We start from the raw sequence: 25827 nt of genomic DNA on the forward strand, positions 1-25827 counted from the left end.
AAGGAGGGCCCACGTATGAAGATAGGTATCACATGCTATCCTTCGATGGGTGGTTCAGGAATTATAGCAACTGAATTAGGAATTAAACTTGCCGAACGAGGCCATGACGTGCATTTCATCACGTCTAACATACCTTTTAGAATACGTAAGCCGCTTCCAAATATTACATTCCATCAGGTCGAAGTGAATCAGTATGCCGTCTTTCGCTATGCACCGTACGATATCACACTCAGCACCAAAATCGCTGAAGTCATTGATGAATACGACCTAGATATTCTGCACATGCATTATGCTGTGCCCCATGCAGTTTGTGGTATATTAGGCAGACAAATGGCGAAGAAGAAAGATGTTAAGATTATGACAACCTTACACGGTACTGACATCACCGTGCTCGGTTATGATCATACGTTGCGAAATGGCATTAAATTCGGTATTGAACAAAGTGATCTCGTTACCAGTGTCAGCAATGCTTTAGCACAACAAACTTATGATATCGTCCAACCTGATAAAGACATTGTAACAATCTACAATTTCGTTAGAGAAACGGAATTTGAAACGAAACATGACGATTCGTTGAAATCATATTATAATATTCAGCCTGAAGAAAAGGTACTAATCCATGTATCCAACTTCCGGAAAGTAAAGCGTATTGATACGATTATTGACACTTTTGCTAAAGTGAGAGCAGAGCAACCAGCTAAATTACTCTTACTCGGCGATGGACCAGAACTTATGGATATGAAAGCGAAAGCACATGAAATGAATCTCCAAGATGACATTCTATTTTTAGGTAAGCAAGATTGGGTCAGTGAGTTCTATCAAATGGCTGATTTAGTATTATTACTCAGTGAGAAAGAAAGCTTCGGTTTAACTTTACTTGAAGCTATGAAGACAGGTGTGGTACCTATTGGGTCTAACGCTGGCGGTATCAAAGAAGTGATTAAACATGGCGAAACGGGTTATATCGTCGACGTAGGTGACAGTGATGCAGCGAGCCGTTATGCTTTGAAACTTCTTAACAATCAAGAGTTATATCAACGTCTGCAACACAGTATGTTGGCAGATATTGAACAGCGCTTCGGTTCTGAACTCATCACAGATCAATACGAACATTATTATCAACAGTTAATCGAGGGAGTTTATGACTAATACGTTATTTGAACAAGCGAAACCACTTTTAGAACAGTTAGAACATCACGGCTACCAAGCTTATTACGTTGGTGGGTGTGTTCGTGATTATATAATGAGGCGACCTATTCATGATATTGATATCACGACAAGCGCTACACCTGACGAAGTCGAAGCACTATTTGATAAGACTATTCCTGTAGGTAAGGAGCACGGTACGATAAATGTCGTTTATCAAGGTGAGAATTACGAAATTACAACCTTTAGAGCCGAAGCTGAATATACTGATCATCGTAGACCAAGTGAAGTGTATTTCGTACGCGAGTTATACGAAGATGTAAAACGACGTGATTTCACAATGAATGCACTTGCGATGGATACAGATTATCAATTGCATGATTACTTTAACGGGCGTACAGATATCCATCACAAGGTGATTCGTACAGTAGGAGAGGCGCAAGAACGCTTTGATGAAGACGCATTACGTATACTTCGTGGATTGCGTTTTCAAGCACAGTTAGGTTTTGATATCGAGCAAACAACTTATACTGCTATGGAAGAGAATTGTTCGTCTCTTGAGTATCTTTCTGTAGAACGAGTGGTCGTCGAATTACGTAAATTATTATCGGGTGATGAAGCGTCGAGAGGTTATCGTAATATGGTGGGTATGGAAGCTTTCAATTATCTACCTTATTTTAACCATTATGATATGAACAAGATGCAAGTCGTTGAACCTTTAGCATTCACTACATTTCTAGCGATACTGAACGTACAGCAACCGCTCGAGATGCCGCTTGCACATCTTAAAATAAGTAATGACGAGAAAAAAGAAGTTGCAAAATTAACAGCTATGATTCAAGCACTCCCGTCACTGACTACGAAGAAACAACTTCGTACATATATTTATGATTATGGCGCCAAAGAAGCTAAGATGTGTTTCCAATTACAAGAATCTCTCATAGCCAATGATATCGCTACTGCTTCACCACTCATATTTAATATGCAAACGATAGAAGAAATTGCACAACAACTTCCGATTCGTCAACGTAACGAGCTTGATGTAACTGGCAAAGATTTAATGTCTCATACAGGGCTTAAAGGCGGCAAATGGGTGAAACATGCACTCAGAGAGTTAGAACTCGCTGTAGTTAATGAACAGGTCATCAATCAACACAAAGCATTATTAGAATGGATGGATCAACATGTCGAAATACAGTAAAGATGTTATACAAATGTTATACGAACACCAATCAGAGTATATCTCCGGTCAATATATTGCAACACAACTCAGCATTTCACGCACAGCTGTGAAGAAAGTCATTGATCGTTTGAAAGAAGAGGGATGCCACATCGAATCCGTCAATCAGCGTGGGTATCGCTTAATTGATTTACCAGACAAATGGTATAGTGGAATCGTGCTCCCATTGATTCAGCAGCAAGATTGCTTCGACCACATTGAAGTTCACTCAACCGTCGATTCAACTCAGTTACTCGCGAAACAATTGTTAGTCGGCAACAATGATTCTTATCTCGTGTTAAGCGACGAACAAACGAAAGGACGCGGACGTTTCAACCGCCCTTGGAATTCGTCGAAAGGGAAAGGATTATGGATGTCACTCGTCTTGAGACCTCAAGTGCCATTCTCAATGATCACGACTTTCAATTTATTTATCGCTTTAGGTATAAGAGATGCAATTCAACCTTTCTCACTCGATCCAGTAACGGTAAAATGGCCTAATGATGTCTATATTGATGGGCGCAAAGTCTGTGGTTTCTTAACAGAAATGGTTGCAAATAATGATGGTATTGAAGCCGTGATATGTGGTATTGGGATTAATATGAACCATCATGCGGAAGACTTTGAGGGCGAGTTGAGCACTAAAGCCACAAGTATGCGCCTACATGCGAATGAGAAGATTAATCGCTATGCATTCTTACAACGTTTAATCAAAGAAATTAATTATCGCTACAATCAATTCGTGAAACAACCCTTCAGCGACATTCGAGAAGAATATATCAAAGCTTCAAATATTTGGAATAAATCTTTAAGATTTACTGAAAACGATGAAACGATTGATGGACGAGCAATTGATATTGATCAGGATGGTTTCTTAATCATCGAAGATCAACAAGGCCAACAACGTAAATTAATGAGTGCAGACATAGAGCTTTAACACAGAGAGGAGGGACACTCTATGCAACCTTGCTATGCCGTGGTCGATTTAGAGACGACCGGAAACCAGCTAGAGACAGATGCCATTATTCAAATTGGAATCACTTTCGTTCGTAACAATGAAATTATCGATACGTACCATTCAATGGTCAATACGGATATTGAGATTCCTCCTTTCATTCAGGCTTTAACAGCTATTGAACAAGAAATGATTGATCAAGCACCTTATTTTAAAGATATAGCTCAAACGGTACATGCGAAGTTGCAAGATTGTATCTTCGTGGCACATAACGTTGCCTTTGACTTGAACTTTATTCAACGTGCTTTTAAAAACTGTCATATCACTTACAAACCAAAGAAAGTGCTAGATACACTTGAATTATTCAAGATTGCTTTTCCTACAGATAAAAGTTATCAACTAAGTGAGCTTGCTGAAAGACACAATATCGACTTGGCGCATGCACATCGTGCGGATGAGGACGCAACGACGACAGCTCAACTGATGATTACTGCATTTCAAAAGCTAGAGCAGCTCCCTGTCGATACGTTAAAGCAAATATATTATTTAAGTAAAAATCTCAAGTATGATTTGCACGATATCATCTTTAATATGGTACGTCACAGCAATCAAACAACGATTTCCAAAGACTTCGAGCAATTCGAGCAAGTCCTATATCGTAAGCAAGTGGATTTCAAAGCACCTTCAAAGCCTACGATTCATTCACTCAAATCGTTATATGAACAAGTGACTGCAGCTTTAGATTTGACTTATCGACCGCAACAATTATATCTAACTGAGCTTATATTAGAGCAGCTCATGCATAGCGATAAAGCGATGATTGAAGCGCCACTCGGTAGTGGAAAGTCTCTCGCTTATTTATTGGCGGCTTTAATGTACAACTTTGAAACAGGTCAATATGTAATGATTTCTACGAATACGAAGTTGCTGCAACATCAATTATTAGAAAAAGATATACCTAAACTGAAAGAAGCGCTAAATTTAAAAATTAATGCATCTATGATTAAAAGTAAGAAAGATTACATTTCACTTGGTTTAATCAGCGAAATTTTAAAAGAACCGTCAACGAACTATGAAGTGAATATTTTAAAAATGCAACTTCTCATCTGGGTTACTGAGACGCAAACAGGGGATATTCACGAGCTCAATCTCAAGGGTGGTCAAAAGATGTATTTTGACCAAAAGATTGAGACGTATGTGCCTGTCAAAAATGACTTACATTATTACAATTACATCAAACGTAATGCGCATAATATTCAAATCGGTATTACGAATCATGCTCATCTTATTCACGCGTCTCAAGATAATGCAATTTATCAACTCTTTGACGATTGTATCATTGATGAAGCACATCGCTTACCTGAGTACGCATTAAATCAAGTTACAACGACGCTAAGTTATGCTGATGTGAAGTATCAACTCGGTTTAATAGGAAAGACAGAGAATGAGAAGATGCTTTATGATGTAGATCAACTGGAACAACAACGCATACTAGAGAAATTAGATATTCCACCGATTGATGTCTTTGGCTTGAAAACTGATATTAATGAACTTCATGAGTTAAATGAAGCACTTTTCACAGAAATTTATAATTCGATACTTCCTGAGCATATGTATGACGATGAAACACAGAAACTGCACTTCGTTTATGAATTTGATACGGAGTTAATTCAAGAGAAGATTAAGCTTATTATTCATAAACTGAATATGACTTTAGAATATTTTAACGGAATGAGTCATAAGATCATTAAGAACTTCCGTAAACAACTTCTGTATATTAACGATCAATTTAAAGCGATTTATCAAAGTTTGAAAGATCAACACACTTGTTATCTGTCGCTTAAAAATAAATATGAAAAATCAACAATTCAGCTGCATATCAAAGACTTTGCAGTGAAAGATATCTTGAAGTCTCAAGTGCTTGATAAATTTAAAGCACTCACATTTATCTCTGGTACACTGACATTTAATCATTCGTTTAAGCATTTTCAACAGTGGTTTAATACAGATAAACCGATGAAAAGCTATGAAATTGACGCACCTACGTTGTCTTCGAAGAAACGTCCGACTGTCTTCATACCCAATGATGTAGCAAGCTATAATCCTCAAAGTACTGAAGATTATATTCACTCAATGATTAACTACATCGTGTCTTATGTCACACAAGTAGAGTCTAAGTGTCTCATACTATTCACTAGCTATCGCATGATGTATGCAGTTTACGAAATGCTCTATGATTTACCAGAATTTGAAGACTACATTCTGCTCACCCAACAGCAGAATCAGAACTACAAAGTGGTACAGCAGTTCAACAGCTTTGACAAAGCGATCTTGCTTGGCACAAATACGTTCTTTGAAGGATTTGACTTCCAAGCGAACGGGGTAAAATGTGTGATGATTGCCAAACTACCATTCATGAATCAACACAGCACGCGCTATTGGTTAATGCAATCTGAATTTGACTCACCATTTAAAGACTACATTCTGCCTGATGCAGTAACGCGTTTTAGACAAGGATTAGGCCGCTTGATCCGTAGTGAAGATGATCAAGGCATTATCGTATCATTCGATAATCGCTTAACGACGAGCAACTATCGTAAGTTCTTCACACAAGCGTTAGAAAGCTACCATCAACGTCAGGGCAATATTAAACAGTTTGAAAAAATTCTATCAAAGTTACGGAATAAATAATAACTTTAAAATAAATAGCGCGCCGAGAAAGGAGGGAGATAGAAGTGGATAAGTACCAACTAAGAGAGCGTCCTGTTGTGATACACAAAGCATTGTTAGATCATTACAACGAGTTAGGTATCAACGAAACGGATTTCGTCATACTCATTAAGTTATTGTACGCTGCTGAAACGTCAAATAAGCAACCTTCAATCGAAGTCTTACAACAAGGTACAACTTTAGCCGCTAGAGAAATCACGGCTATTATTCAGCGCTTAATACAATGTGAACTTCTTGAGTTGAACGTAAATAAAAATGAAGAAGGTAAGTTCACAGAGTATATGAATCTCGATCCATTTTACGATAAGCTCAGTCAGGTAATCGAAGCCACACAACTTACTCAAGCTGAAGATGAAGCGAAATTGCAATTTAATACGCTCTTTCAACGAATTGAACAAGCCTTTGGACGTCCATTATCTCCTTATGAAATCGAGACGCTGAATCAGTGGATAGATATTGATCAACACGATTTAGAAATTATTCAAGCAGCGTTAAATGAGGCTGAGAGTCATGATAAGCTCAGTTTTAAATATATGGATCGCATATTACTCAATTGGAAGAAGAAAGATGTTAAGACTGTGGAAGAATCTAAAAAGGTGAGTCAACAGTACCGACAGCCTCAAATGACCCACAAAGTTAAAAAAATACCGAAGTTTGATTGGTTAAATGGAGAGAGTAAAGATGGTAAGTAATAAGAAAGCGTTACAAATGATAGATGTCATCAGTGACATGTTTCCTGATGCTGAATGTGAACTGAAACATGACAACCCATTTCAGCTGACGATTGCAGTTCTCCTTTCAGCTCAAACGACGGATAATTCCGTGAATAAAGTCACAGCAAAGTTATTCCAAAAATATCATACAGCTGAGGATTTCTTACAAGTGCCTCAAGAAGAGTTAGAGAATGATATTCGCACTATTGGGCTTTATCGGAACAAAGCGAAGAATATTCAAAAGCTATGTCGTTCACTTCTTGATAAGTTTAATGGGGAAATCCCGCGAACTCATAAAGAGCTCGAAAGTCTTGCTGGAGTGGGACGTAAGACAGCGAATGTCGTGATGAGTGTTGCGTTCGACGAACCTTCCTTAGCCGTGGATACACACGTTGAACGTGTCTCTAAACGTCTTGGTATTTGTCGTTGGAAAGATAATGTGCGTCAAGTTGAAGAGAAACTCTGTAAAGTCGTGCCACGTGAACGTTGGAATCGTACGCATCATCAACTCATCTTCTTCGGTCGCTATCACTGTCTCGCTCGTTCACCCAAATGTGATGTATGTCCTTTATTTGATGATTGTAGAGAAGGGCAGAAACGCTATAAAGCGAAGTTAAGAGAGGCGAAATAAAGCATGATTAAGAAAGCGGATTTCGAACAACTTGAAGCGCAAATCGATCCCTATGTGAAACGGAAACAACTGAAATCTTCTGAAGCTCAACAACTTTTAGATCAATATTTAGAGTTAATCCTGTCGTTCTTTAAAATGATCAACGAAATAGACGAGATCGACTTTGACCACTTAAACGATTATCCTGTCGTTCCTATGAACTTCAAAGAACGTTATGATTATATTCAAATGCGTAAATACCACTTTATGGGTTATCGTCAAATGAAGACGATGAAAGATGAGCTCATCAAAATGAACGCGTCGTATCAAATTCGCCGCAAGAGAGAGAAAAGAGGATAGCATGCTTACGTAACTGAAGTTAAGCAACTAAATAGAAAAAGTCCTCAAACTAAAAAATAAACCCTTCAGCTATTTCAATTAAGAAATAACTGAAGGGTATTTATTATGCTCTCATTTAATTATGATGCTTTGAAGAAATCAAAGACTGAATTTAAATGGAACAATCTTGTTAGTGCATTGCCACCGTTGTTACCAGTTTGTTGTCCTGTCTGTTGTTGATTACCTTGTTGTTGCTGACCTGTTTGTTGTTGACCTTGGCGATTAGAGCTATTTGAGTTATTTGAGCTGCTTGAGTTGCTAGAACTACTATTGCTACTAGAGCTACTGCTACCTTGGCCATTTGGTTTCTGACTTGTTGTATTACCGTCAGGATGGTTTGCAACAGAAAGGCTATCTTTAGAATCACCAGATACAGAGCTAGGTTTCTTAAAGTCTTTACCATCTTTAGGTGAAATGTCACTCATGACATCACGTAAGAGGAATTGTGGATACTCTTGCTCGCTGTGACCAACGAATGAGTTCGTACCACCTTGTTTAACTTTATTGAAGCCCATCCATACAGACATGCTGTATTTAGGAGTGAAACCGTTAATCCAAGTATCAGGTGCTGCGTTGTCTGGTAAACCGTATTTCGCTTGAATATTAGGGTCGTAGTTGTTTGTACCTGTCTTAGCAGCAAGGTTAACACCGTCTACACCATGATTGTAAGCTGAACCGTATGCTTCGAATGTACCTTTCAGCATTTCAGCTAACATGTAAGACGTATAGTCTTGCATTGCTTTATGACTTGTATGGTCGTATTCGATTGTATCACCATTCTGCTTAACGACTTTCTTGATTGAGTGTGCGTTGTTGTACTCACCGCCATTAGCTAATGATGCGAATGCAGAAGCTAATTGAGTAGGTGAGAATTCTGAAGACGCACCACCAAGAACGTCTGGCGCAGTTGGATTCTTCTCATAATCAAGTCCGACTTTAGATGCGAAATCTTTCGGAGCACTTTCACCGGCATTCTCTTTCGTTTGTTGCCAAGCTTTAAGCGCTGGGATGTTGAAACTTTGACGTAATGCGTCATACATCTTCACGAGACCGTGACCATTCGTGTCATAGTTTCGGAATGTCGTACCATCCACTTGATAAGAAGATTCGTCTTGGATACCGTGGTTTGTTGCCCATTGCATGTTCTCAATTGCTGGTCCGTAAGCTAAGAATGGCTTAAGTGATGAACCAGTAGGGTGAGCATCTGTCGCTTGGTTTCGATCAACAATGTCTTTGAAATGACGTCCACCTGAAATAGCGACTAGGGCACCAGATTGACTGTCTACGATAGAAGAGCCAACTTGTTGGTCATCGTTCTTGTAGTAGTTACCGTTATCAATACGGTTCTGTAACGATTTCTGTACGTCGGCATCCATGTTTGTGTAGATCTTAACACCACTGTTTAATACATCACCGAGGTTTTTACCTTTGAATTCTTTGTTGTTCATTAACTCAGATTTCACAAAGTTGATGTATGAAGCATACTCTGGATTCTTATCTTCGTCTTTAACTTGACGATCCTCTGCACTACGTTTAACCAAGTTCTTCTGTAATGACGTATCTTGTGCTTCTTTCTTCTCTTTATCAGAAATTCTATGGTGACGAGCCATGAGATAAAGCACAACGTCTTTACGATGTTCCGCTTGTTTAGGGTAATCGTAAATATTGTTAGAGTTTGGAACTTGTGGTAAACCTGCGAGGTAAGCTTCTTCAGCTAAGTTTAAGTCTTTCAAGTCTTTGTTGAAGTAGTATTTAGCTGCTGCTTTAATACCAGTTACACCATCAGAGTAGTAAATCTTGTTCAAGTACATTTCGAAGATTTCATCTTTACTGTACTCTTGTTCAAGACGATAGGATAGGTATGCCTCTTGCGCCTTACGACCAATTGTCTTCTTATCAGTTAAGAAGGAACGTTTCACAACTTGTTGCGTTAAGCTGGAACCACCTTGGGCACCAAAGCCACCAGTGACGTTACTTAACGCCGCTTTGACGAAACGTTTATAGTCGATCGCACCATGTTTGTAGAAGCTGTTATCTTCTGTTGCCAGAACAGCGTTACGCATGTTCTCAGGAACATCATTTAACTTCACGTGTGCACGACGCTGACCATTATCCAAGGTCTTCATCAGATTGCCATCTTTATCATAAATCTTCGCTGGGATATCATCTTGCAGTTTCGATTCGGTAAAAGCAGGTGCTTTCCATGCATAGTAAGCAAAAAGCAAGATACCTACGAGTGCTAGGATGATAAACGCGATGATGATAAAGCCGATAATCTTGATAATCGTTCTCTTGATGTTTCTATTCTTTTTTTGATTGGACTTCCCATTGTTCTTATTAGATTGAGAAGCCCCTTTCTTTTCCGTCATACGCGGTCCTCACTTTCATCTAATATCAACTTATCTACAGCTTCGAGGTAATTCAATCTCGGTTGATACTGATACGGAATATAGTAACTATTTTCACGCATTTCTTCAACCTTAATCGACTTTTTCACTCCATTTTTATATCTCTCCCAGAAGTATTTGAACTTCGAGAAAGGTAGGAGATAGACCTCGTTAAGCGTCTTAAAACGAATGAGTAAAAACACCAGACCATGTTGTAAATAACACGCCTGCATATGATCAACTTGGTGGTCGTGAATATTACTTAATGGAAAGGAAGTCTTGTTCTTTGTCTCTTTCGCTTCAAAGTCAATATAATAACCTTTATAGATTCCATTGTAATCTGTGGTTGACGGTGTTCTGAAATAAGCTTCGTTAATCACAGCCTTACTGCGCTTAGGATAATGAACATTGACAATTTGAACGGGCGTCGGCTTCTTATGTATTACCGCACGACCTTCACGCAAATAGTACTTGTTCGAACGTTCAATATCCTTCTCAAGCGTCATACCTCGGCCACCATAGTCAATGTTACTATGTTGCTTAGGCTTAGAACGTCCGTCTTGAGTCTTATTTCTCAAAAATGGCTTCCCATTTGGATAATTCATCATTGTCACCACTTTTAATAGTTAATCAAAACTTTACTTATTATACATTAAAAATGCGTGTTTTCCAAATCAATTCGCCATACCACACTTAAACAAGGACGATGTTTACGCTCTCACTGTAGTTCAATGGTGAGTTTAAATTAACTATATTTGAGATGAATCATTTCTTGAGTTGAGCATCCTTATGTTGTGGCGACGCATCTCCTCTCATTATTTTACCTTTAAAATCAACTTTAAACAAATACATCGTGGACTAGAGTGCGACATGACGTGGAACTGAGGAATGTGATAAATTAAATGAGGTAGGTGATTTAATTGTACGAACTCATCAATCAATTTCTTGATGAACTCCAATACATGGAACAACGTTTCGATGCAGTGAAACATGAACAGGAAGAGGATTCATTCTATAGTATAGTGCTACCGTATGCTGAACGTATTGATGCACTCATAGCTGACTTAAAAACATATCAAAATGTAATTACTCAGAAAGTGAATTACTTTAATGAATCCAAATTCTCTTTACTCATTTCAAATCTTCAAGACTTGTCAGTAGAGTGTCACTTCGCACGAACAAGCCGTAAACTCTTTAATGAGAAATTAAAAGCCGTACGCTATGATTTAAATCAAATTAAACGAAATGGTGAATGCAATGATTAAGACGATTTACGTAACAGGATATAAATCATTCGAACTAGGCATCTTCAAAGATGACGATCCGGCAGTCTATTACATTAAAGCATTCCTTGAACGTCGTCTAACTGCGTTGATAGAGGAAGGTTTAGAGTGGGTATTGATTCAAGGTCAAATGGGAATTGAGCTCTGGGCAGCTGAAACAGTCATCCAACTTAAAGAGACGTACCCAGAGGTGAAACTCGGCATTGTCACACCATTTGAACACCATACTGAGCGTTGGAATGAGACAAATCAACTCAAGTACATGCAAATCACTGAACAAGCAGATTTCGTCGATAGCGTATTTCATGAGGGGTACCAAGGTCCATATCAGTTTCAACGCACGGATCAGTTCATGTTAGATCACACAGACATGACACTTCTAGTCTATGATGATGAGAGAGAGGCCACACCAAAGTTTTTCAAGAAGAAGTTAGTTGATTTTATGGATAAAACAAATTATACTTGTGACATTGTTACACTCGACGATTTGAGCGAGTTCGTGAACGATTTGCAATGGGAACAAAGTGATTTTTAACAGTAGAATAGGCCGTAGCTGAAAGGTCGTCGATTCCATTGCATGGCTCGATTATATGATAAAGATAAGGTATGAGGACAAGCATACTTTAAAAGTGAATGGGTAATATAATGTTATATGCAATTTAATATTAGGACACACCTATTTAGCGACATGCATATGCATACGTGAAGCGTTTAACTCTACATCATCTTTATTCGATGTATATTCACATTTCGCGTGAGAAGATCTCGCTAAAGTAAAGCTATATAAATGAGAAATAGATAACAAGGTGTCCTAATTTTTTGATGAATATTATAAATGAGGTGAGAGATATGTCAGATGTATCTTTAAAGCTTACTGCAAAGGATATTTATGAAAAGGACTTCGAAAAAACAATGACACGTGGTTATCGTCGTGAGGAAGTGGATGCTTTCTTAGACGACATCATTGCTGATTATCAAAAAATGTCTGATCTTAATAGTGAAGTCGTTAAACTTTCAGAAGAAAATCATAAACTAAAGAAAGAACTTGAAGAATTACGTTTACGTGTTGCTACTTCACGTCCACAAGAGAATAAAAGTTTCTCTTCAAATAGTGGCAATAACAACGTGGATATTCTTAAACGTTTATCTAATTTAGAAAAAGCAGTCTTTGGACAAAAGAAATAATACTTATGTAAACAAGGACATTTACGTACAGTAAAACACATAATCGCGAGTCTAAGTGCAATCAAATCTAGTGATTGTCGTAGACTCGCATTTTATCGGATTAAGGTATGTCTATTGTGAGTGACCCAGTGAAATGATATAATTTGAAAGATGGTATTTAGGGTAATCGCTATAGCAATATAGAGGAAAGTCCATGCTCACACAGTCTGAGACGACTGTAGTGTTCGTGCTTGATGAAATCATAAGTCAAGGCAAATAATTGACGGCAATGAAATAATCTAAGTCGAGAGATAAGATTAGAATAGTTTGAAAGTGCCACAGTGACGTAGCTTTTGTGGAAACACAAAAGGTGGAACGCGGTAAACCCCTCGAGTGAGCAATCCAAATTTGGTAGGAGCACTTGTTAAGCGGAATTCAACGTATTAACGAGGAGATGAGTCATGTGCTCATCTCAGACAGATGATTACCACCGGAGTACAAGTGTAACTAGTGCACGTAGCAGTACGATGGTACAGAACATGGCTTATATAAATACCATCACTAGTTGATCGCTCTCCTGTATGCTCAGGAGAGCTTTTTTACATATAAGAATAGCTATTATCGCATATTCAATCCCTGTAACATTTGATAATATAACTATACAAGAAGAGATAAAGGAGCGAAATCATGTACCAATTATTAGCAGTCTGTCCGATGGGCCTTGAAGCTATCGTCGCACGCGAAATTCAAGATTTAGGTTATGAGACGACAGTGGAGAACGGACGTATATTCTTTGAAGGTGATGAAGAAGCGATCGCGAAGTGCAATTTATGGTTGCGTACGGCCGATCGTATCAAGCTTGTCGTAGGGCGTTTTAAAGCTACAACATTCGAAGATTTATTCGAATCTACTAAGGCATTACCTTGGGAAACGATCATCGAAGAGGGCGGTCAATTCCCAGTACAAGGTCGTAGTGTGAAGTCCACATTGCACAGTGTTCCAGATTGCCAGGCGATTGTTAAAAAGGCCATCGTAGAACGTTTAAAGCAAGCTTTTAATATTAAAGGCTGGATCGATGAAACAGGTTCTAAATACCCTATTGAAGTCGCTTTGTTGAAAGATGAAGCCTTACTCACGGTCGATACTTCTGGTTCAGGTTTGAATAAAAGAGGTTATCGTGTCGCTCAAGGTGAAGCGCCACTGAAAGAAACGTTGGCTGCAAGTCTAGTGAAACTCGCGAACTGGACAGGTTCAACACCACTGATCGACCCATTCTGCGGTTCAGGAACTATTGCAATTGAAGCATGCTTGATTGCTCAAAATATTGCACCTGGCTTCAATCGTGAATTTGTCTCTGAATCGTGGGAGTTTATGCCTGACGATATGTACGACAAACTCAGAGCTGAAGCAGATCAAGCTGCAGATTACGATCGAGAAGTTGAAGTGTATGCTTATGATATCGATCCAGAAATGGTCGAAATCGCTAAACGAAACGCAGAAGAAGTGGGGCTTTCTGAAATTATTCAATTCAAAGTCAAAGATGTTAACACGCTTTCTATCGATCATGACGACCCTGTCGCTTTAATAGGTAATCCACCATATGGTGAACGTATCGGAGATCGTGAAGAAGTAGAAACGATGTATCGCTACATTGGAAAGCTAATGAAAGCTCATCCACATCTTTCTGCCTATATCTTAACGAGCAATAAAGAATTCGAACATCTTGTAAACCGTAAAGCTACAAAGCGTCGTAAGCTCTTTAACGGTTATATCGAATGCACATATTACCAATATTGGGGTGCTAAGAAGTAATCATTTAAAGGAGGGCCTATATGCACAATAACGAAATGAAAAAGGGCATATTCTTTGCACTATCTGCTTATATTTTATGGGGCATCTTGCCGCTCTATTGGCATTTAATTCACGGCATAGGACCTTTCGAGATTCTCGCATTTCGTATCGTCCTATCGATGATTTTCATGCTCATCGTTGCGATTGTCTCCAAACAAACACATTTCGGTGCAGATGTGAATCAACTTTTCAAACATCCTATACAACTCATAGCGATTATCGTCGCGGGTTACGTGATAACGATTAACTGGGGGACATTTATTTGGGCCGTCAACAATGGGCACGTCTTACAAACGAGTCTCGGCTACTATATCAATCCTCTCGTGAGCATCTTACTCGCGCTCATCTTCTTGAAAGAGCGCTTTAATAAGTTTGAGTGGTTAGCCATTATTCTTGCGTTCGTTGGCGTCGTTTACATGACAATTCAAGTCGGCGAGTTCCCATTGATATCTCTATTACTCGCTTTCTCATTTGGCTTTTACGGGTTGATTAAAAAGGTAGTACCAATGAACTCTATCAGTAGTATCACTATCGAATGTATCGTGACTGCGCCGGCAGGTCTCATTTATTTATGGGTGATCTGGCAACAAGGTCATATGACATCTGGTATCAACATGCCAACATTCTGGTTGTTATTCTCAGGTGCCATAACAGCAATTCCACTCATCCTATTCTCTGCAGGTGCACAACGCATCCCGTTGTCATTAACAGGATTTATTCAATATGTAGGTCCAACGTTAATCTTTATACTCGGTATCTTTGTCTTCAAAGAACCATTCGATATCCATCAGTTTATCACCTTTGTCTTTATCTGGGTTGGTATTATCGTGTACAGTATCTCCCAGTATATTAAAATGAAGAAAAGTAAAAATCCGTTAGTTAAATAACTTGAAAACCTTTACATTAATTATACATTTCAATCACGTTATAACTTCGGTAATTATAAGTATTTAATTAGTAATATTTATCAAAGTGTAGTAAGGTATATGGGAAAAGAAAGAGAGTTAGCATTAAATAATCATTAATTAAAATCAATTATAAAAGTAATAATTAGAGCTTGAACGAAGATCAACCTAAATAGCAAAATTCTGTTCTCGTTTTCAAGCACCATATTAAAAATGCGATTGAAATTACTTTAATGATTAATATGTAGTATATCTATCTTTAGAATAGGAGTGATTAATAGTGACACGACGTGTACTCATATTAGGGGCAAACGGCAAAGTTTCTAAAGCCGCTATCAATTCATTTCTAGAAAATACAACTTATACTTTAAGACTTTTCCTCAGAGATGCAAACAGATTGCCAGACTATGCATCTGACCGTATTCGTGTAAGAGAGGGCGATGCGACAGATTTCGAAGCTGTTAGTGCAGCAATGGCAGATGTCGATATCGTTATTGCAAGTCTTTCAGGTGACTTAGATCAAGAAGCTGAAACGATTGTCCAAGCAATGCAAGAGAACGAAGTGAAACGTCTGCTCTTTGTCACTGCGCTAGGTGTGAATAACGAAGTCCCTCAACCGTTCCAAGATTGGGTTGAAGAACACTTAGGTAATCGTTTAGATATTTACCGTAAAGCAGCTCAGACGATCGAACAATCTGGTCTTGATTACACATTGATTCGTCCTGCTTGGTTAACAAACTTAAACGAAGTCGATTACGAAATCACTAAAAAGGACGAAACATTTAAAGGTACTGAGGTTTCTCGTAAAAGTATAGGTGCGCTCATGGTGGAAATTGCGAAACATCCAGAGCTCTATTCACGTGAAGATATCGGTGTAAACAAGCCCAATACCGATGGAGATGCACCACGAGATTTATAATTTAAAAGTATTACAATTTCAATAAGATATTAAATTTTATATCACTATATTAATGCTAAAGAGACAATTTCTATGGATAGGCTATAGAAATTGTCTCTTTCTATAGTCAATAATCTACGCTCACTGAATTTAACACTTTAGACACATCACTTTTTATTATACAATTAAACTAATCAACAATCGGTAGTAAAGGGGATTACAAGCATGGCGAACACCGAACAATTAGACATACTTTATAAATTGAAGAAAGAAGTAGAGAAATCAAATAATTCTCGACTCGTACATATCATTAACCAAGTAATTAAGAAAGTTTATCTCGAACAATACACTGCGACGTTTGTAGGGCATTTCTCAGCAGGTAAATCTACATTAATTAACTCCGTACTGGAACAAAGCATCTTACCAAGTTCACCCGTTCCTACGACGAGTAACACTGCCATCGTTTCCGTTTCTGATGAACCGGGAATCATCGCAAACTTAGATAAGCAACGTTACACCATTCTAGATAACTATGATCAAGTGAAAGTGATGAACCGTGAGAATGTCGATGTTGAGTCTGTAGAGATTAAATTTGAATCATCGAAATTCAATAAAGGGTTCACACTCCAAGATACACCTGGGGTAGACTCCAACGTCGCTACTCACCAGACAAGTACAGAACAGTTCATGTATACAAGTAACATTATCTTCTACACGGTCGATTATAACCACGTTCAGTCCGCGTTGAACTTTGAGTTTATGAAACAGCTCAACAAAGCCGGAATTCCAGTTGTCTTCGTCATTAATCAGATTGATAAACATAACGAAGAGGAAATTACGTTTGATACGTTCAAATCACGTGTAGAGAAGTCGGTTCATGATTGGGACCTTAACCTTGATAAGATCTTTTACGTAACGAAATTCGACCACCCAGAGAACCAGATGCAGGCACTCTCTGATTACATGGTTGAGAAAGATACCCACCGCGAAAGTATTGAGGATTACGTTGAACGCATCGTTCAATTTATCACAGATGAACAGCTGTCTTATATTCAAACTGAAATCCAACAAATACTCGATACGTTGGATATTCATGAAGAAGATTTCGACCAAGCTTATTTAAACTTCCAACAACATCAAGAGGTCAGCGAAGAAGCGCAGTTATTAAATAATCCTGATCAGCTTTATAACTTTTTAAAAGAAAAGCGTAAAGACATATTAGATAATGCCTACGTCATGACACATGACACGCGGGAAACGATTCGTCTTTATCTCGAAAGTAGAACGAAAGATTTCAAAGTAGGCGGTTTGTTTAATAAGAAGAAAAAGACGGCTGAAGCACAAGAAACACGCCTTAATAATGTGGTCGATCAATTACAAGAGAAAGTCGACCAACAAATTAGACAACCGTTGCGTGAAGACATGTCATTCCTCACTCGTTTTATCAACGATACTGAAGTGAATGAACGTATCTTAAATCAACACTATACAATTCAACCTGAAATTATTACATCTCTTTATCAAGAGCAAATTCACATCAGTAACCAATATGTGCTCACATTCTCAGATGATTTAATGAAATCTATCAAACAGTTTGTGAAGAAAGAGTCCGAGCCATTATTTAAAGATGCGATTGAACATGCGCATGCTGAGGACTTAGCTATGGATGATGAGCAAGATATGAATGACTATGAGCATTTTATCCAGTTGCGTAACTTGAGAGAGTCACTGACGACACGCAACTATCAACACTATTACATCCATCTTCACGACTCACTCGACAAACTGATCGACCGTACAGAAATTCAATACAGTCCGTCATCAACTACAGCCGACAACGGTACAGAAGAGGCGAACGATGCGGATACAGGCCAAACATCTAGTCAAGATCAAAGTAGCGAGATCGTTGCAGGACTCAAAGCGATACAAGATGTTCCGCTCTTCGATCAGACGAAGAAAGATATCGAGGGTACGTTGAATCGTCTCGAGAACAAGATAATTAAGATTGGTGTCTTTGGTACGTTCAGTGCAGGTAAAAGTAGTCTGATTAATGCTTTACTTGGTGATAACTATTTAGTAAGCTCACCAAACCCAACAACGGCGGCAACAACAGAACTCACATATGGTGAAGATAGTGCGATTACACTCAAATCAGATGAACAATTACTCGAAGAATTGAACAACGTATTTGAAGTACATGATGAATCATTTGAGTCAGTTGAAACATTTTTACAATCTAATACGAAGAAATTGAAAGACAAACTTGAAAAGAACCAACTCGCCTTTATCAACGCAATTGAAAAAAATTATGATGACTACAGAGAAATGTTGCAATCTGGCGAGAAACATACAATTGGACAGGAAGAAATACGTAAATGGAGTTCAGAGGACGAATATGCGACGTTCGTCAACACTGTGCACATTCAGCTACCGATTGACTGGCTCAAAGATAAGATTATCGTGGACTCACTCGGTTTACATTCCAACAACCAACGTCATACGAATGAAACTGAGAAGATCCTGACGTCTTCTGATTTAATTCTCTACGTAAGCTACTTTAACCACTCATTTACTGATAACGACAAACGCTTTATTGAACACATGAAAGACATGAATCAGTTGAATGAGAATCAAGCTTTCAAGATGATTATTAATGCGACTGACTTAGCTGAAAGTGAAGACGATCTCAATGCGGTTAAGGATTACGTCCGTGATGCGCTGGCTCAAGTTAATATGAAATCTCAAATCTTCGGCGTTTCAAGTCGTGAAGCATTACGCAGTGGAGATGAGGGAATTGACGCTTTACGCGATAGTATCGATCACTTCGCCTCAGTAGAATCTAAATTTATTCTTCAAGATCATATGATGCATCAGTTGAAACAGGTCTCTGTGGCATTTGAGGAAATGATCAATGAATTTGAAACAAATCAATCTCAAATTGAAGAACGTAAGAAGAAACTCAACCAACTTTCTCAACAACGTGTGTTGAAACCGAATTTACTCAACACAGTACAACAGCGTAGTCAAAATGAAGTGGAAGACCAAATTTATCATCTAACTCAGCGTTTAAATCTTCAATTATTAGATGAAGTGAAGTCAATTTATAATAGTCAGATGACGAAATTTGATGACTTTAATAAAGAGAAGAGACGTTCAACGAAATTGTATTTAGATCAAATCCATCAACGTTTATATCTCGAACAGTCCTTACTCGTAGAGCGTACGAAGAAATATTATCTAGAGCAGCTTGAAGACGAATTTGCACCGCTTCAACGCTCACTCAATCAAGTGCACGTCTTTATTGACCCAGATTTCAATCTCGCTGAAAGTGATATTACAGAACCATATATGCACTTAGAACTTAATGATATGTTTAATGCGTTACCTAAATCATTGACGAAGAAGAAGATCATTCAACCGAAAGTACAGCGTGATATCCAACAGACCATCACTGACAATACGACTGAGTTGTTAAAACCACAAATCGGCAACTTAAGACAAGCACTTGCAGAATACGTCGACCAAATGATTCAAACATCAGAAACTGATTTCGATCAACTTGAAGCTGACATTCAATCACAAATTGAGTCACTGCTTGCATTCGATATCGATGCTTCGCTCATCAATCAAATCCGAGAAGCAAACACAAATCTTAAATCTGCAATATCAATCGACGACTAGAAAGAGGCACGTAGTTATGACACATAGAATATTACTGGTGGATGGAATGGCGTTACTATTTCGCCATTTCTATGCCACAAGTTTACAACAGCAATTTATGAGAAACTCTCAAGGAACACCTACCAATGGCATTCAAGGTTTCGTCCGTCACGTCTTCTCAGCAATCGATGACATCCAACCTACACATGTTGCTGTTTGTTGGGACATGGGGCAAGCGACGTTTCGTAATGACATGTTTGAAGGTTACAAACAACATCGCCCCGCACCGCCTGAGGAGCTCATTCCCCAATTCGACAAAGTCAAAGAGGTGTCCGAAGCTTTAGGCTTTGCAAATATCGGAATGACGAATTACGAAGCTGATGATGTCATAGGGACTTTAGCCCGCAACTATTCTGACGCACATGACGTCTTCGTGGTTACCGGGGATAAGGATATATTACAATGTCTCAATTCAAATGTTGAAATTTGGCTTACGAAGAAAGGTTTTAATATTTATAACAAATATGACCTACATCGATTTGAAGAAGAATACGGTATTACCCCGCATCAGTTAATCGATGTCAAAGCGTTTATGGGTGATAGTTCAGACGGTTATCCAGGTGTCAAAGGAATTGGAGAAAAAACCGCATTAAAGCTCATTAAACAATATGGTTCTGTAGAACAAGTCATTGAGTCTTTAGATCAACTTACGCCAGGACAGCAGAAGAAGATTGAACAAGATATGGCCGCACTTAAGATGTCTAAAACGTTAGCGACAATTCATACAGAAGTTCCTATCGATACGACACAACTACTCGAACATTTAGTTTATAATAACGATATCTCTCATGCTTTAGATGTGTGTGAGTACCATGAGCTCAAAGTTTCAGGTAGTTATCTTGCGACACATTTTCTATAAAAGTGATTTAGTAATAATTAAATGCACAGAAAGAAACGGCTCCATCGATATTCACCTTGCAAGAAGAGGTGAAATATTCGATGAGCCGTTTTTTAATGCGATATGAAGGCGTATGCGACATTAGCGTTTCTTATTGCTCTTTAAATATTGAAATAATCCTTGTTGTGCATAGTGATTGGCTTCACGGTTAGACTTTCTCGGAATCCATTTTACAAATAAAAGAAGAAAGTGGGATTCAAGTTGTTGAATTTGCTCGAAATACGGTCTGAAGAGGGGATTCTTCACTGATTCACTCTGCATGCTATCTTCAATTAATTTAGAATCCGTATAGACTAACGCATTGTCGACTTGGTGTTGAGAGGCCAGTTCTAAAGCAAATTTGAAAGCCGCCCATTCTGCCGTGTGATTGTCCATCTCACCTAAATACGTCGTTTCAATCTTGCGTTCGGTCTCAGTTATAATGACTGCGGCACCGACACTCGGCCCTGGGTTACCACTCGTCGCTGCGTCGAAATAAATCTTAGCCATGGTTCACTTCCTTTATCAATAGCTTACAACATCTGTCGCAACCATCTTATCATATAATATTATGTATAAAGCACAAATTAAGTTAAACTTTATTTATGATAAGCTCACTTTAGACTAAGTTGGGTTTATATTCTTTAATATTTTGTATAAAAGGTGAGAACAATGAACAAACAATTATTTATCGTCCACGGCTACCAAGCCACACCTCAAGATCATTGGTTCCCTTGGTTAGCCGAAGAAATGCGTAAAGAAGGTTATCAAACAACTTCAATTCCGTTACCTCATTCTGATCAACCACAATATGAAGAGTGGCAAGCGACATTACATCAATATTTAGATCAACACATTGATCAGAACACAATCATCGTTGCCCACAGTTTAGGTGTGATTGCTATCTTAAGTTACCTCACATCTTTACCACAATCTATCAAATTAAAAGGGCTGTTCCTTGTAGCCGGTTTCAATGAACCACTACCACACATTCCACAACTTGATACGTTTATTCATCGTTGTGATGTGCGCTTTAGTAAAGTCCAAGCACAACATATGTATACGATTGCTGCTTCCGAAGACCCGGCTGTACCTTTAGCTGCAACGAATAGAGTGTCACATGGGTTAAATATTTCAACTACTATCGTGCAACATCAAGGTCACTTCCTTGCGCGTGAAGGCTTTACCTCATTCGAAGCTTTAAAGGATATGTTAGTTAACATAGATAAGTAGAATAAACTCAAAGAGTGAAACGTAAACATCGCAACGATGCACGTTTCACTCTTTCATTTTACAATTATTTTATTGACGATATGAATTCAAATACTTACTTATCAAAGGCATCTATGTGATCAATTTTACCTTTACGATACATCGACTTCGCTACATAACCGAAAGGCACGTTGAAAATAGTTGAAATCATTTTAAGTAGATAAGTAGTAATAAAGATTTCAAAAACTGCCATAGCCGGCATTGAACCTGCGAAAGCAATCAACACAAACAACGCTGTATCGACGATATTACTCAAGAGCGTACTCCCATAAGCACGTACAATGAAAGTGCGGTCTGAACTAAAGACACGCTTAATCATACGGAATAAGAAGACGTCGAGATGTTGACCGATAATATAAGCAATCACTGAACCGAGTGCAATACGTGGAACGACGTTAAAAATCGTTTCCAAAGCATGTTGTGTGTGATCGACCAGTGAAGGGATGAAAGTGAGCGACATTTGCATCACGATAATCATCACTAAAGTTGAGCTGAAACCGAGCCACACCGCTCGCTTAGCTAAACGACGTCCATAAATATCATTGAGAATATCCGTAGCCAGATAGATAGAGGCGAACATCACATTTCCTAACGTCGCTGATATTGAGAATAAATCAATCGTCTTGATAACTTGAATATTAGCAATCACAGTTCCAATCGCAATCCACGCTATCAAACCATGTTTACCAAAGAGACGATACATCAAGACGAGTAAGATAAACGTCACTAGAAAAGTGAGCACACCAAATAATTCATTAAACAATTCAATTCCTCCTAAATTTTGGTTAAGCGGGTGTTTAGAAACCGCGTTAAACTAACTTGCTCATTCTATACCTAAAATAGTGAGAAATCAATAGCGTCAGAGATAAAATTAAAAGGAATAAAGCTAACATTTACATTCGTCAATGATGTACAACTGTTCATTACTTAGGTTAAAATGGAGCTTCTAAATACTCACATACCCTATACTTAAAATTAAGTGTGAGTATTCTTGTAATAACTACTGAGATCTTCTAATAAATTTAAAGATAAGAAGGAGCGATTTTGTCTTATTATATATGGTAAAAATTTAGGTTTAATACCGATGAAATATTTTTAATATTACAATTACATTCATTAATTATTAAATACTTTAGCAATATACTTGTTTTCAAAAGACAATTCGATACGCTTGAGGGATTAAGGCTACAACGAAAATAATTAGTTGAGTGTAGCCCCCTAAGAAAGAGAGAATTGTCAAAGAGAAAACAAAAGTATGTTGAGCTCCTAAATTAAAATGTCAAAGCTTTTACTAAGCGCTTGAATATTAAAAATATGAAAGCAGTAAGTATTTCAACTTAAATAACTAACGATAATAATATTCATTTATATCTCATTAGAGATTTGAAAATTATAAGAAGTGAGATGTGTTTATTATGTCTATACAACAATCCGTAGTTTAATATCGAGCAGAATTATTTGTATACTATGTTAGATTTATATATCTTTATTGCCCCGAACTCTATTGTTTTCAAAAGACGACTTGACACGCTTGATGGATTAAGGCTGCAATGAAAATCCATTTTTTTGAACTTGGAAAGTGAGAAAAAATTAGTTGAATGCAGCCCCATAAGCAAGGGAAAGTCGTCAAACTGAAAACAAAATTATGTTGAACTCCTAAATTAAAATGTCAAAGCTTTTACTAACAAACAACCCAGCATCTATCCAAAAAATTCATTTCAGATATTAAACAAGATAGGGCACTAATGATATAATAAGACATAATATCGCCTTCTTGTTCTTAGGCTGAATCCTTGTATTTCACACGCATTCAAGATATGATAATCCACGATTCGCAGGTAGGAGTGTGATACATTGTTTTCACCAACCGAACAACGAGCACTTAATGAAATTGATCAATTAATGAACGATTATTGCAAAGACTGCATTTTAAAAACACACTTAAGAAAGACCCAAGGTAAAAACCAAGCCCATTATTTCTGCATCAATGAATGCTCAATAGGCAAAGAGATTAAACAATTAGGCAATGAACTGCAATAGGGAGTGAGCGTTATGGAAATAGTACGAGTTGAACCGACACCAAGTCCAAATACGATGAAGATTGTCTTAAGTGAAAAACGCGAAGATAATAAATCAAACACATACACACAAGTACAAGACGACCAGCCAACATATATTAATAATGTACTTGAACTTGAAGGTGTGAAATCCATCTTCCACGTTATGGACTTTCTCGCTGTCGATAAAGAACCGAAATTTGACTGGGAAGACGTCTTACCTCAAGTCACTGCTGCGATTAACGACGAAACAGCAGAAACTACAGAAGCTACACCTGATGAACATTATGGTGAAGTTAAAGCAGAAGTGCTCATGTTTAAAGGTATCCCGTATCAAATTAAACTCACGACACAAGAAGATGAACAACGTAAACAATTACCTGAACGCTTCGTAGATAGTATGTTAAGCGCTCAAAAAGATAGTGATAACGTTGTATTTTTAAGAAAGTGGGAAGATTTCGGTATCCGTTACGGAGAACTTGACGATATCATGGAAGATATTTCTGAAGAGATCCAAGCGCTTTATCCAGATGAGGAATTACAACGCTTGGTCACTGAAGCGTTAAATACGGATGTCGTGATTCCTGAAAAGCAATATCAACACGTGACATTAGATGAGTATCGTCAAACAGACGATTGGAAAGCACGTTTGAGAATGTTGAAGAACTTTACTACACCGACGAAAGAAGACTTTGACTTACTCGGTTACGTGTTAGATGAAGAAACTAAAGTGCCGCTTCGTCGTGAAGCAGTCGTGTTACTGGGCATGATTGAAGATCAAGAAGTGTTGCCATATATTTATAAAGGTTTGCACGATAAAAGTCCAGCTGTCAGACGTACAGCAGGTGACTGTCTCAGTGATTTAGGCTTTAAAGATGCGCTTCCAGAGATGGAAAAGGCTTTAGATGACCCGCAAAAAATCGTGCGTTGGCGTGCCGCGATGTTCTTATTTGATGAAGGCGGTCATGATCAATTACCAGCACTCAAAGCGCACGAAGATGATCCAGCTTATGAAGTTAAACTGCAAATCGAGATGGCTATTTCTCGAATTGAAAGTGGCGACGAAGCACTCGGTTCTGTCTGGAAACAAATCGCTAATAGAAACAAATAATGAGAGGAGATTCTATGATGAATGCTTATGAAGCTTACATGAAAGATTTAGCTAAACAAATGCGTGAAGAGCTCACGTCACACGATTTCACTAGCTTAGAATCTGCCGATGCAGTGAATGATTATATGCAATCAGTAAACGATGATGAAACTACCTTTGTAGTTATCAACTCAACATGTGGTTGTGCAGCTGGACTTGCGCGACCTGCAGCTGTAACTGTGGCTGAACAGAACGATAAGAAACCTGATCACAAAGTCACTGTCTTTGCTGGTCAAGACAAAGAAGCAACTCAAGCAATGCGCGAATATATTTATCAAGTGCCATCTAGCCCATCATATGCGTTATTTAAAGGGCAAGAACTGAAGCACTTTATTCCACGCGAACACATTGAAGGCCGAGACATCCAAGATATCTGTATGGATATTAAAGATGCCTTTGATGAGCATTGCTAAATAAATAGCTATAGTAAGGAGACAAAAACACGAGCTCATCACGATAAGAGGAGGATTAACATAACAAACCTTTTCTTC

23 protein-coding genes and 1 other RNA gene are annotated in these 25827 nt (G+C 38.1%); 20 read left to right on the top strand and 4 right to left on the bottom strand.

Translation table 11 applies throughout. From position 1 onward, the window contains the following. The first annotated feature begins 15 nt into the window (after nt 1-15). From bshA to HMPREF2802_RS01275, 7 genes are read left to right on the top strand one after another with little or no spacing between them, the layout of a single operon-like run. Nucleotides 16-1149, top strand: coding sequence for an N-acetyl-alpha-D-glucosaminyl L-malate synthase BshA (bshA, locus tag HMPREF2802_RS01245; RefSeq protein WP_070502503.1), 1134 nt, complete (start codon nt 16-18; stop codon nt 1147-1149). Then, nucleotides 1142-2347, top strand: coding sequence for a CCA tRNA nucleotidyltransferase (locus tag HMPREF2802_RS01250; protein ID WP_070502504.1), 1206 nt, complete (start codon nt 1142-1144; stop codon nt 2345-2347). Before bshA ends, HMPREF2802_RS01250 begins: the two co-directional genes overlap by 8 nt. Beyond that, on the top strand, nt 2331-3302 hold the full coding sequence (locus HMPREF2802_RS01255; RefSeq protein ID WP_002472142.1) for a biotin--[acetyl-CoA-carboxylase] ligase: 972 nt from the start codon (nt 2331-2333) through the stop codon (nt 3300-3302). Before HMPREF2802_RS01250 ends, HMPREF2802_RS01255 begins: the two co-directional genes overlap by 17 nt. A gap of 21 nt (nt 3303-3323) precedes the next feature. Then, entirely contained in the window at nt 3324-6011 is a 2688-nt protein-coding gene (locus HMPREF2802_RS01260) for a helicase C-terminal domain-containing protein (RefSeq protein WP_070502505.1), read from the top strand. 44 nt (nt 6012-6055) lie between these two features. Then, complete coding sequence (locus HMPREF2802_RS01265) at nt 6056-6742, top strand: DnaD domain-containing protein (RefSeq protein ID WP_049410413.1); 687 nt, start codon at nt 6056-6058, stop codon at nt 6740-6742. Further along, nucleotides 6732-7394 carry an endonuclease III gene (gene nth / locus HMPREF2802_RS01270; RefSeq protein WP_070502506.1) on the top strand — a complete coding sequence of 221 codons (663 nt, stop codon included), beginning with the start codon at nt 6732-6734 and terminating at the stop codon, nt 7392-7394. Before HMPREF2802_RS01265 ends, nth begins: the two co-directional genes overlap by 11 nt. A 3-nt stretch (nt 7395-7397) precedes the next feature. Next, complete coding sequence (locus HMPREF2802_RS01275; RefSeq protein ID WP_070502507.1) at nt 7398-7733, top strand: YpoC family protein; 336 nt, start codon at nt 7398-7400, stop codon at nt 7731-7733. Nucleotides 7734-7852: 119 nt separating this feature from the next. Here HMPREF2802_RS01275 and HMPREF2802_RS01280 read toward each other — a convergent pair whose 3' ends face one another. Then, nucleotides 7853-10141, bottom strand: coding sequence for a transglycosylase domain-containing protein (locus tag HMPREF2802_RS01280; RefSeq protein WP_070502508.1), 2289 nt, complete (start codon nt 10139-10141; stop codon nt 7853-7855). Further along, the gene (gene recU, locus HMPREF2802_RS01285) at nt 10138-10764 is read right to left on the bottom strand and encodes a Holliday junction resolvase RecU (protein ID WP_002472148.1); all 627 of its coding nucleotides are present in this window, start codon (nt 10762-10764) and stop codon (nt 10138-10140) included. Before recU ends, HMPREF2802_RS01280 begins: the two co-directional genes overlap by 4 nt. Nucleotides 10765-11079: 315 nt before the next feature. Between recU and HMPREF2802_RS01290 the strand changes: the two genes are divergently transcribed. The 9 genes from HMPREF2802_RS01290 to HMPREF2802_RS01330 all read left to right on the top strand — a co-directional run bounded on the left by HMPREF2802_RS01290 (nt 11080) and on the right by HMPREF2802_RS01330 (nt 20839). Next, complete coding sequence (locus tag HMPREF2802_RS01290) at nt 11080-11424, top strand: DUF1798 family protein (RefSeq protein WP_070502509.1); 345 nt, start codon at nt 11080-11082, stop codon at nt 11422-11424. Next, entirely contained in the window at nt 11417-11977 is a 561-nt protein-coding gene (locus HMPREF2802_RS01295) for an SLOG family protein (protein ID WP_070502510.1), read from the top strand. The genes HMPREF2802_RS01290 and HMPREF2802_RS01295 overlap by 8 nt, the downstream gene beginning before the upstream one ends. A 314-nt stretch (nt 11978-12291) precedes the next feature. Further along, on the top strand, nt 12292-12627 hold the full coding sequence (gene gpsB / locus HMPREF2802_RS01300) for a cell division regulator GpsB (RefSeq protein WP_002472140.1): 336 nt from the start codon (nt 12292-12294) through the stop codon (nt 12625-12627). A gap of 154 nt (nt 12628-12781) precedes the next feature. Continuing rightward, nucleotides 12782-13158: RNase P RNA component class B (gene rnpB / locus HMPREF2802_RS01305), an RNA gene on the top strand. Between the two features lie 135 nt (nt 13159-13293). After that, on the top strand, nt 13294-14418 hold the full coding sequence (locus tag HMPREF2802_RS01310) for a THUMP domain-containing class I SAM-dependent RNA methyltransferase (protein ID WP_002472146.1): 1125 nt from the start codon (nt 13294-13296) through the stop codon (nt 14416-14418). A 20-nt stretch (nt 14419-14438) separates the two neighbouring features. Next, nucleotides 14439-15344, top strand: a complete 906-nt coding sequence (gene rarD, locus HMPREF2802_RS01315; protein WP_070502511.1) for an EamA family transporter RarD — start codon at nt 14439-14441, stop codon at nt 15342-15344. Between the two features lie 298 nt (nt 15345-15642). Further along, nucleotides 15643-16281 carry an SDR family oxidoreductase gene (locus tag HMPREF2802_RS01320; RefSeq protein ID WP_002472164.1) on the top strand — a complete coding sequence of 213 codons (639 nt, stop codon included), beginning with the start codon at nt 15643-15645 and terminating at the stop codon, nt 16279-16281. Between the two features lie 204 nt (nt 16282-16485). Further along, a complete protein-coding gene (locus HMPREF2802_RS01325; RefSeq protein WP_070502512.1) occupies nt 16486-19941 on the top strand; it encodes a dynamin family protein in 3456 nt (1151 codons plus the stop codon). 16 nt (nt 19942-19957) lie between these two features. Next, nucleotides 19958-20839 carry a 5'-3' exonuclease gene (locus HMPREF2802_RS01330; RefSeq protein ID WP_070502513.1) on the top strand — a complete coding sequence of 294 codons (882 nt, stop codon included), beginning with the start codon at nt 19958-19960 and terminating at the stop codon, nt 20837-20839. 120 nt (nt 20840-20959) lie between these two features. On the opposite strand, the gene HMPREF2802_RS01335 is transcribed toward HMPREF2802_RS01330, so the two are convergent. Further along, a complete protein-coding gene (locus HMPREF2802_RS01335) occupies nt 20960-21367 on the bottom strand; it encodes a ribonuclease HI family protein (protein WP_070502514.1) in 408 nt (135 codons plus the stop codon). 162 nt (nt 21368-21529) lie between these two features. Here HMPREF2802_RS01335 and HMPREF2802_RS01340 point away from each other — a divergent pair, with 162 nt between their 5' ends. Next, nucleotides 21530-22090 (top strand): RBBP9/YdeN family alpha/beta hydrolase, encoded by a 561-nt coding sequence (locus HMPREF2802_RS01340; protein WP_002472136.1) that lies wholly within the window; start codon nt 21530-21532, stop codon nt 22088-22090. Nucleotides 22091-22184: 94 nt separating this feature from the next. On the opposite strand, the gene HMPREF2802_RS01345 is transcribed toward HMPREF2802_RS01340, so the two are convergent. Further along, a complete protein-coding gene (locus tag HMPREF2802_RS01345) occupies nt 22185-22892 on the bottom strand; it encodes a queuosine precursor transporter (protein ID WP_070502515.1) in 708 nt (235 codons plus the stop codon). Between the two features lie 1091 nt (nt 22893-23983). On the opposite strand from HMPREF2802_RS01345, the gene HMPREF2802_RS01350 reads away from it, so the two are divergent. Genes HMPREF2802_RS01350 through brxA form a run of 3 tightly spaced genes read left to right on the top strand, consistent with a single transcriptional unit; the run spans nt 23984 to nt 25749 of the window. Further along, nucleotides 23984-24169: a zinc-finger domain-containing protein gene (locus HMPREF2802_RS01350; protein ID WP_002470990.1), complete on the top strand. Its 186-nt coding sequence runs from the start codon at nt 23984-23986 to the stop codon at nt 24167-24169. 12 nt (nt 24170-24181) lie between these two features. Then, nucleotides 24182-25297 (top strand): conserved virulence factor C family protein, encoded by a 1116-nt coding sequence (locus tag HMPREF2802_RS01355; RefSeq protein WP_070502516.1) that lies wholly within the window; start codon nt 24182-24184, stop codon nt 25295-25297. A gap of 17 nt (nt 25298-25314) precedes the next feature. Next, nucleotides 25315-25749: a bacilliredoxin BrxA gene (gene brxA / locus HMPREF2802_RS01360; RefSeq protein WP_049410431.1), complete on the top strand. Its 435-nt coding sequence runs from the start codon at nt 25315-25317 to the stop codon at nt 25747-25749. The last annotated feature ends 78 nt before the right edge of the window (nt 25750-25827 follow it).

It is taken from the genome of Staphylococcus sp. HMSC071G07, assembly GCF_001811435.1.
GTDB classification, from domain to species: Bacteria; Bacillota; Bacilli; order Staphylococcales; family Staphylococcaceae; genus Staphylococcus; species Staphylococcus pettenkoferi.

Excerpts from the sequence above, each read along its gene's own strand:
- bshA (WP_070502503.1), top strand. The coding sequence starts at position 16 with ATGAAGATAGGTATCACATGCTATCCTTCGATGGGTGGTTCAGGAATT.
- HMPREF2802_RS01250 (WP_070502504.1), top strand. The coding sequence starts at position 1,142 with ATGACTAATACGTTATTTGAACAAGCGAAACCACTTTTAGAACAGTTA.
- HMPREF2802_RS01255 (WP_002472142.1), top strand. The coding sequence starts at position 2,331 with ATGTCGAAATACAGTAAAGATGTTATACAAATGTTATACGAACACCAA.
- HMPREF2802_RS01260 (WP_070502505.1), top strand. The coding sequence starts at position 3,324 with ATGCAACCTTGCTATGCCGTGGTCGATTTAGAGACGACCGGAAACCAG.
- nth (WP_070502506.1), top strand. The coding sequence starts at position 6,732 with ATGGTAAGTAATAAGAAAGCGTTACAAATGATAGATGTCATCAGTGAC.
- HMPREF2802_RS01275 (WP_070502507.1), top strand. The coding sequence starts at position 7,398 with ATGATTAAGAAAGCGGATTTCGAACAACTTGAAGCGCAAATCGATCCC.
- HMPREF2802_RS01280 (WP_070502508.1), bottom strand. The coding sequence starts at position 10,141 with ATGACGGAAAAGAAAGGGGCTTCTCAATCTAATAAGAACAATGGGAAG.
- recU (WP_002472148.1), bottom strand. The coding sequence starts at position 10,764 with ATGAATTATCCAAATGGGAAGCCATTTTTGAGAAATAAGACTCAAGAC.
- HMPREF2802_RS01295 (WP_070502510.1), top strand. The coding sequence starts at position 11,417 with ATGATTAAGACGATTTACGTAACAGGATATAAATCATTCGAACTAGGC.
- gpsB (WP_002472140.1), top strand. The coding sequence starts at position 12,292 with ATGTCAGATGTATCTTTAAAGCTTACTGCAAAGGATATTTATGAAAAG.
- HMPREF2802_RS01310 (WP_002472146.1), top strand. The coding sequence starts at position 13,294 with ATGTACCAATTATTAGCAGTCTGTCCGATGGGCCTTGAAGCTATCGTC.
- rarD (WP_070502511.1), top strand. The coding sequence starts at position 14,439 with ATGCACAATAACGAAATGAAAAAGGGCATATTCTTTGCACTATCTGCT.
- HMPREF2802_RS01325 (WP_070502512.1), top strand. The coding sequence starts at position 16,486 with ATGGCGAACACCGAACAATTAGACATACTTTATAAATTGAAGAAAGAA.
- HMPREF2802_RS01330 (WP_070502513.1), top strand. The coding sequence starts at position 19,958 with ATGACACATAGAATATTACTGGTGGATGGAATGGCGTTACTATTTCGC.
- HMPREF2802_RS01335 (WP_070502514.1), bottom strand. The coding sequence starts at position 21,367 with ATGGCTAAGATTTATTTCGACGCAGCGACGAGTGGTAACCCAGGGCCG.
- HMPREF2802_RS01340 (WP_002472136.1), top strand. The coding sequence starts at position 21,530 with ATGAACAAACAATTATTTATCGTCCACGGCTACCAAGCCACACCTCAA.
- HMPREF2802_RS01355 (WP_070502516.1), top strand. The coding sequence starts at position 24,182 with ATGGAAATAGTACGAGTTGAACCGACACCAAGTCCAAATACGATGAAG.
- brxA (WP_049410431.1), top strand. The coding sequence starts at position 25,315 with ATGAATGCTTATGAAGCTTACATGAAAGATTTAGCTAAACAAATGCGT.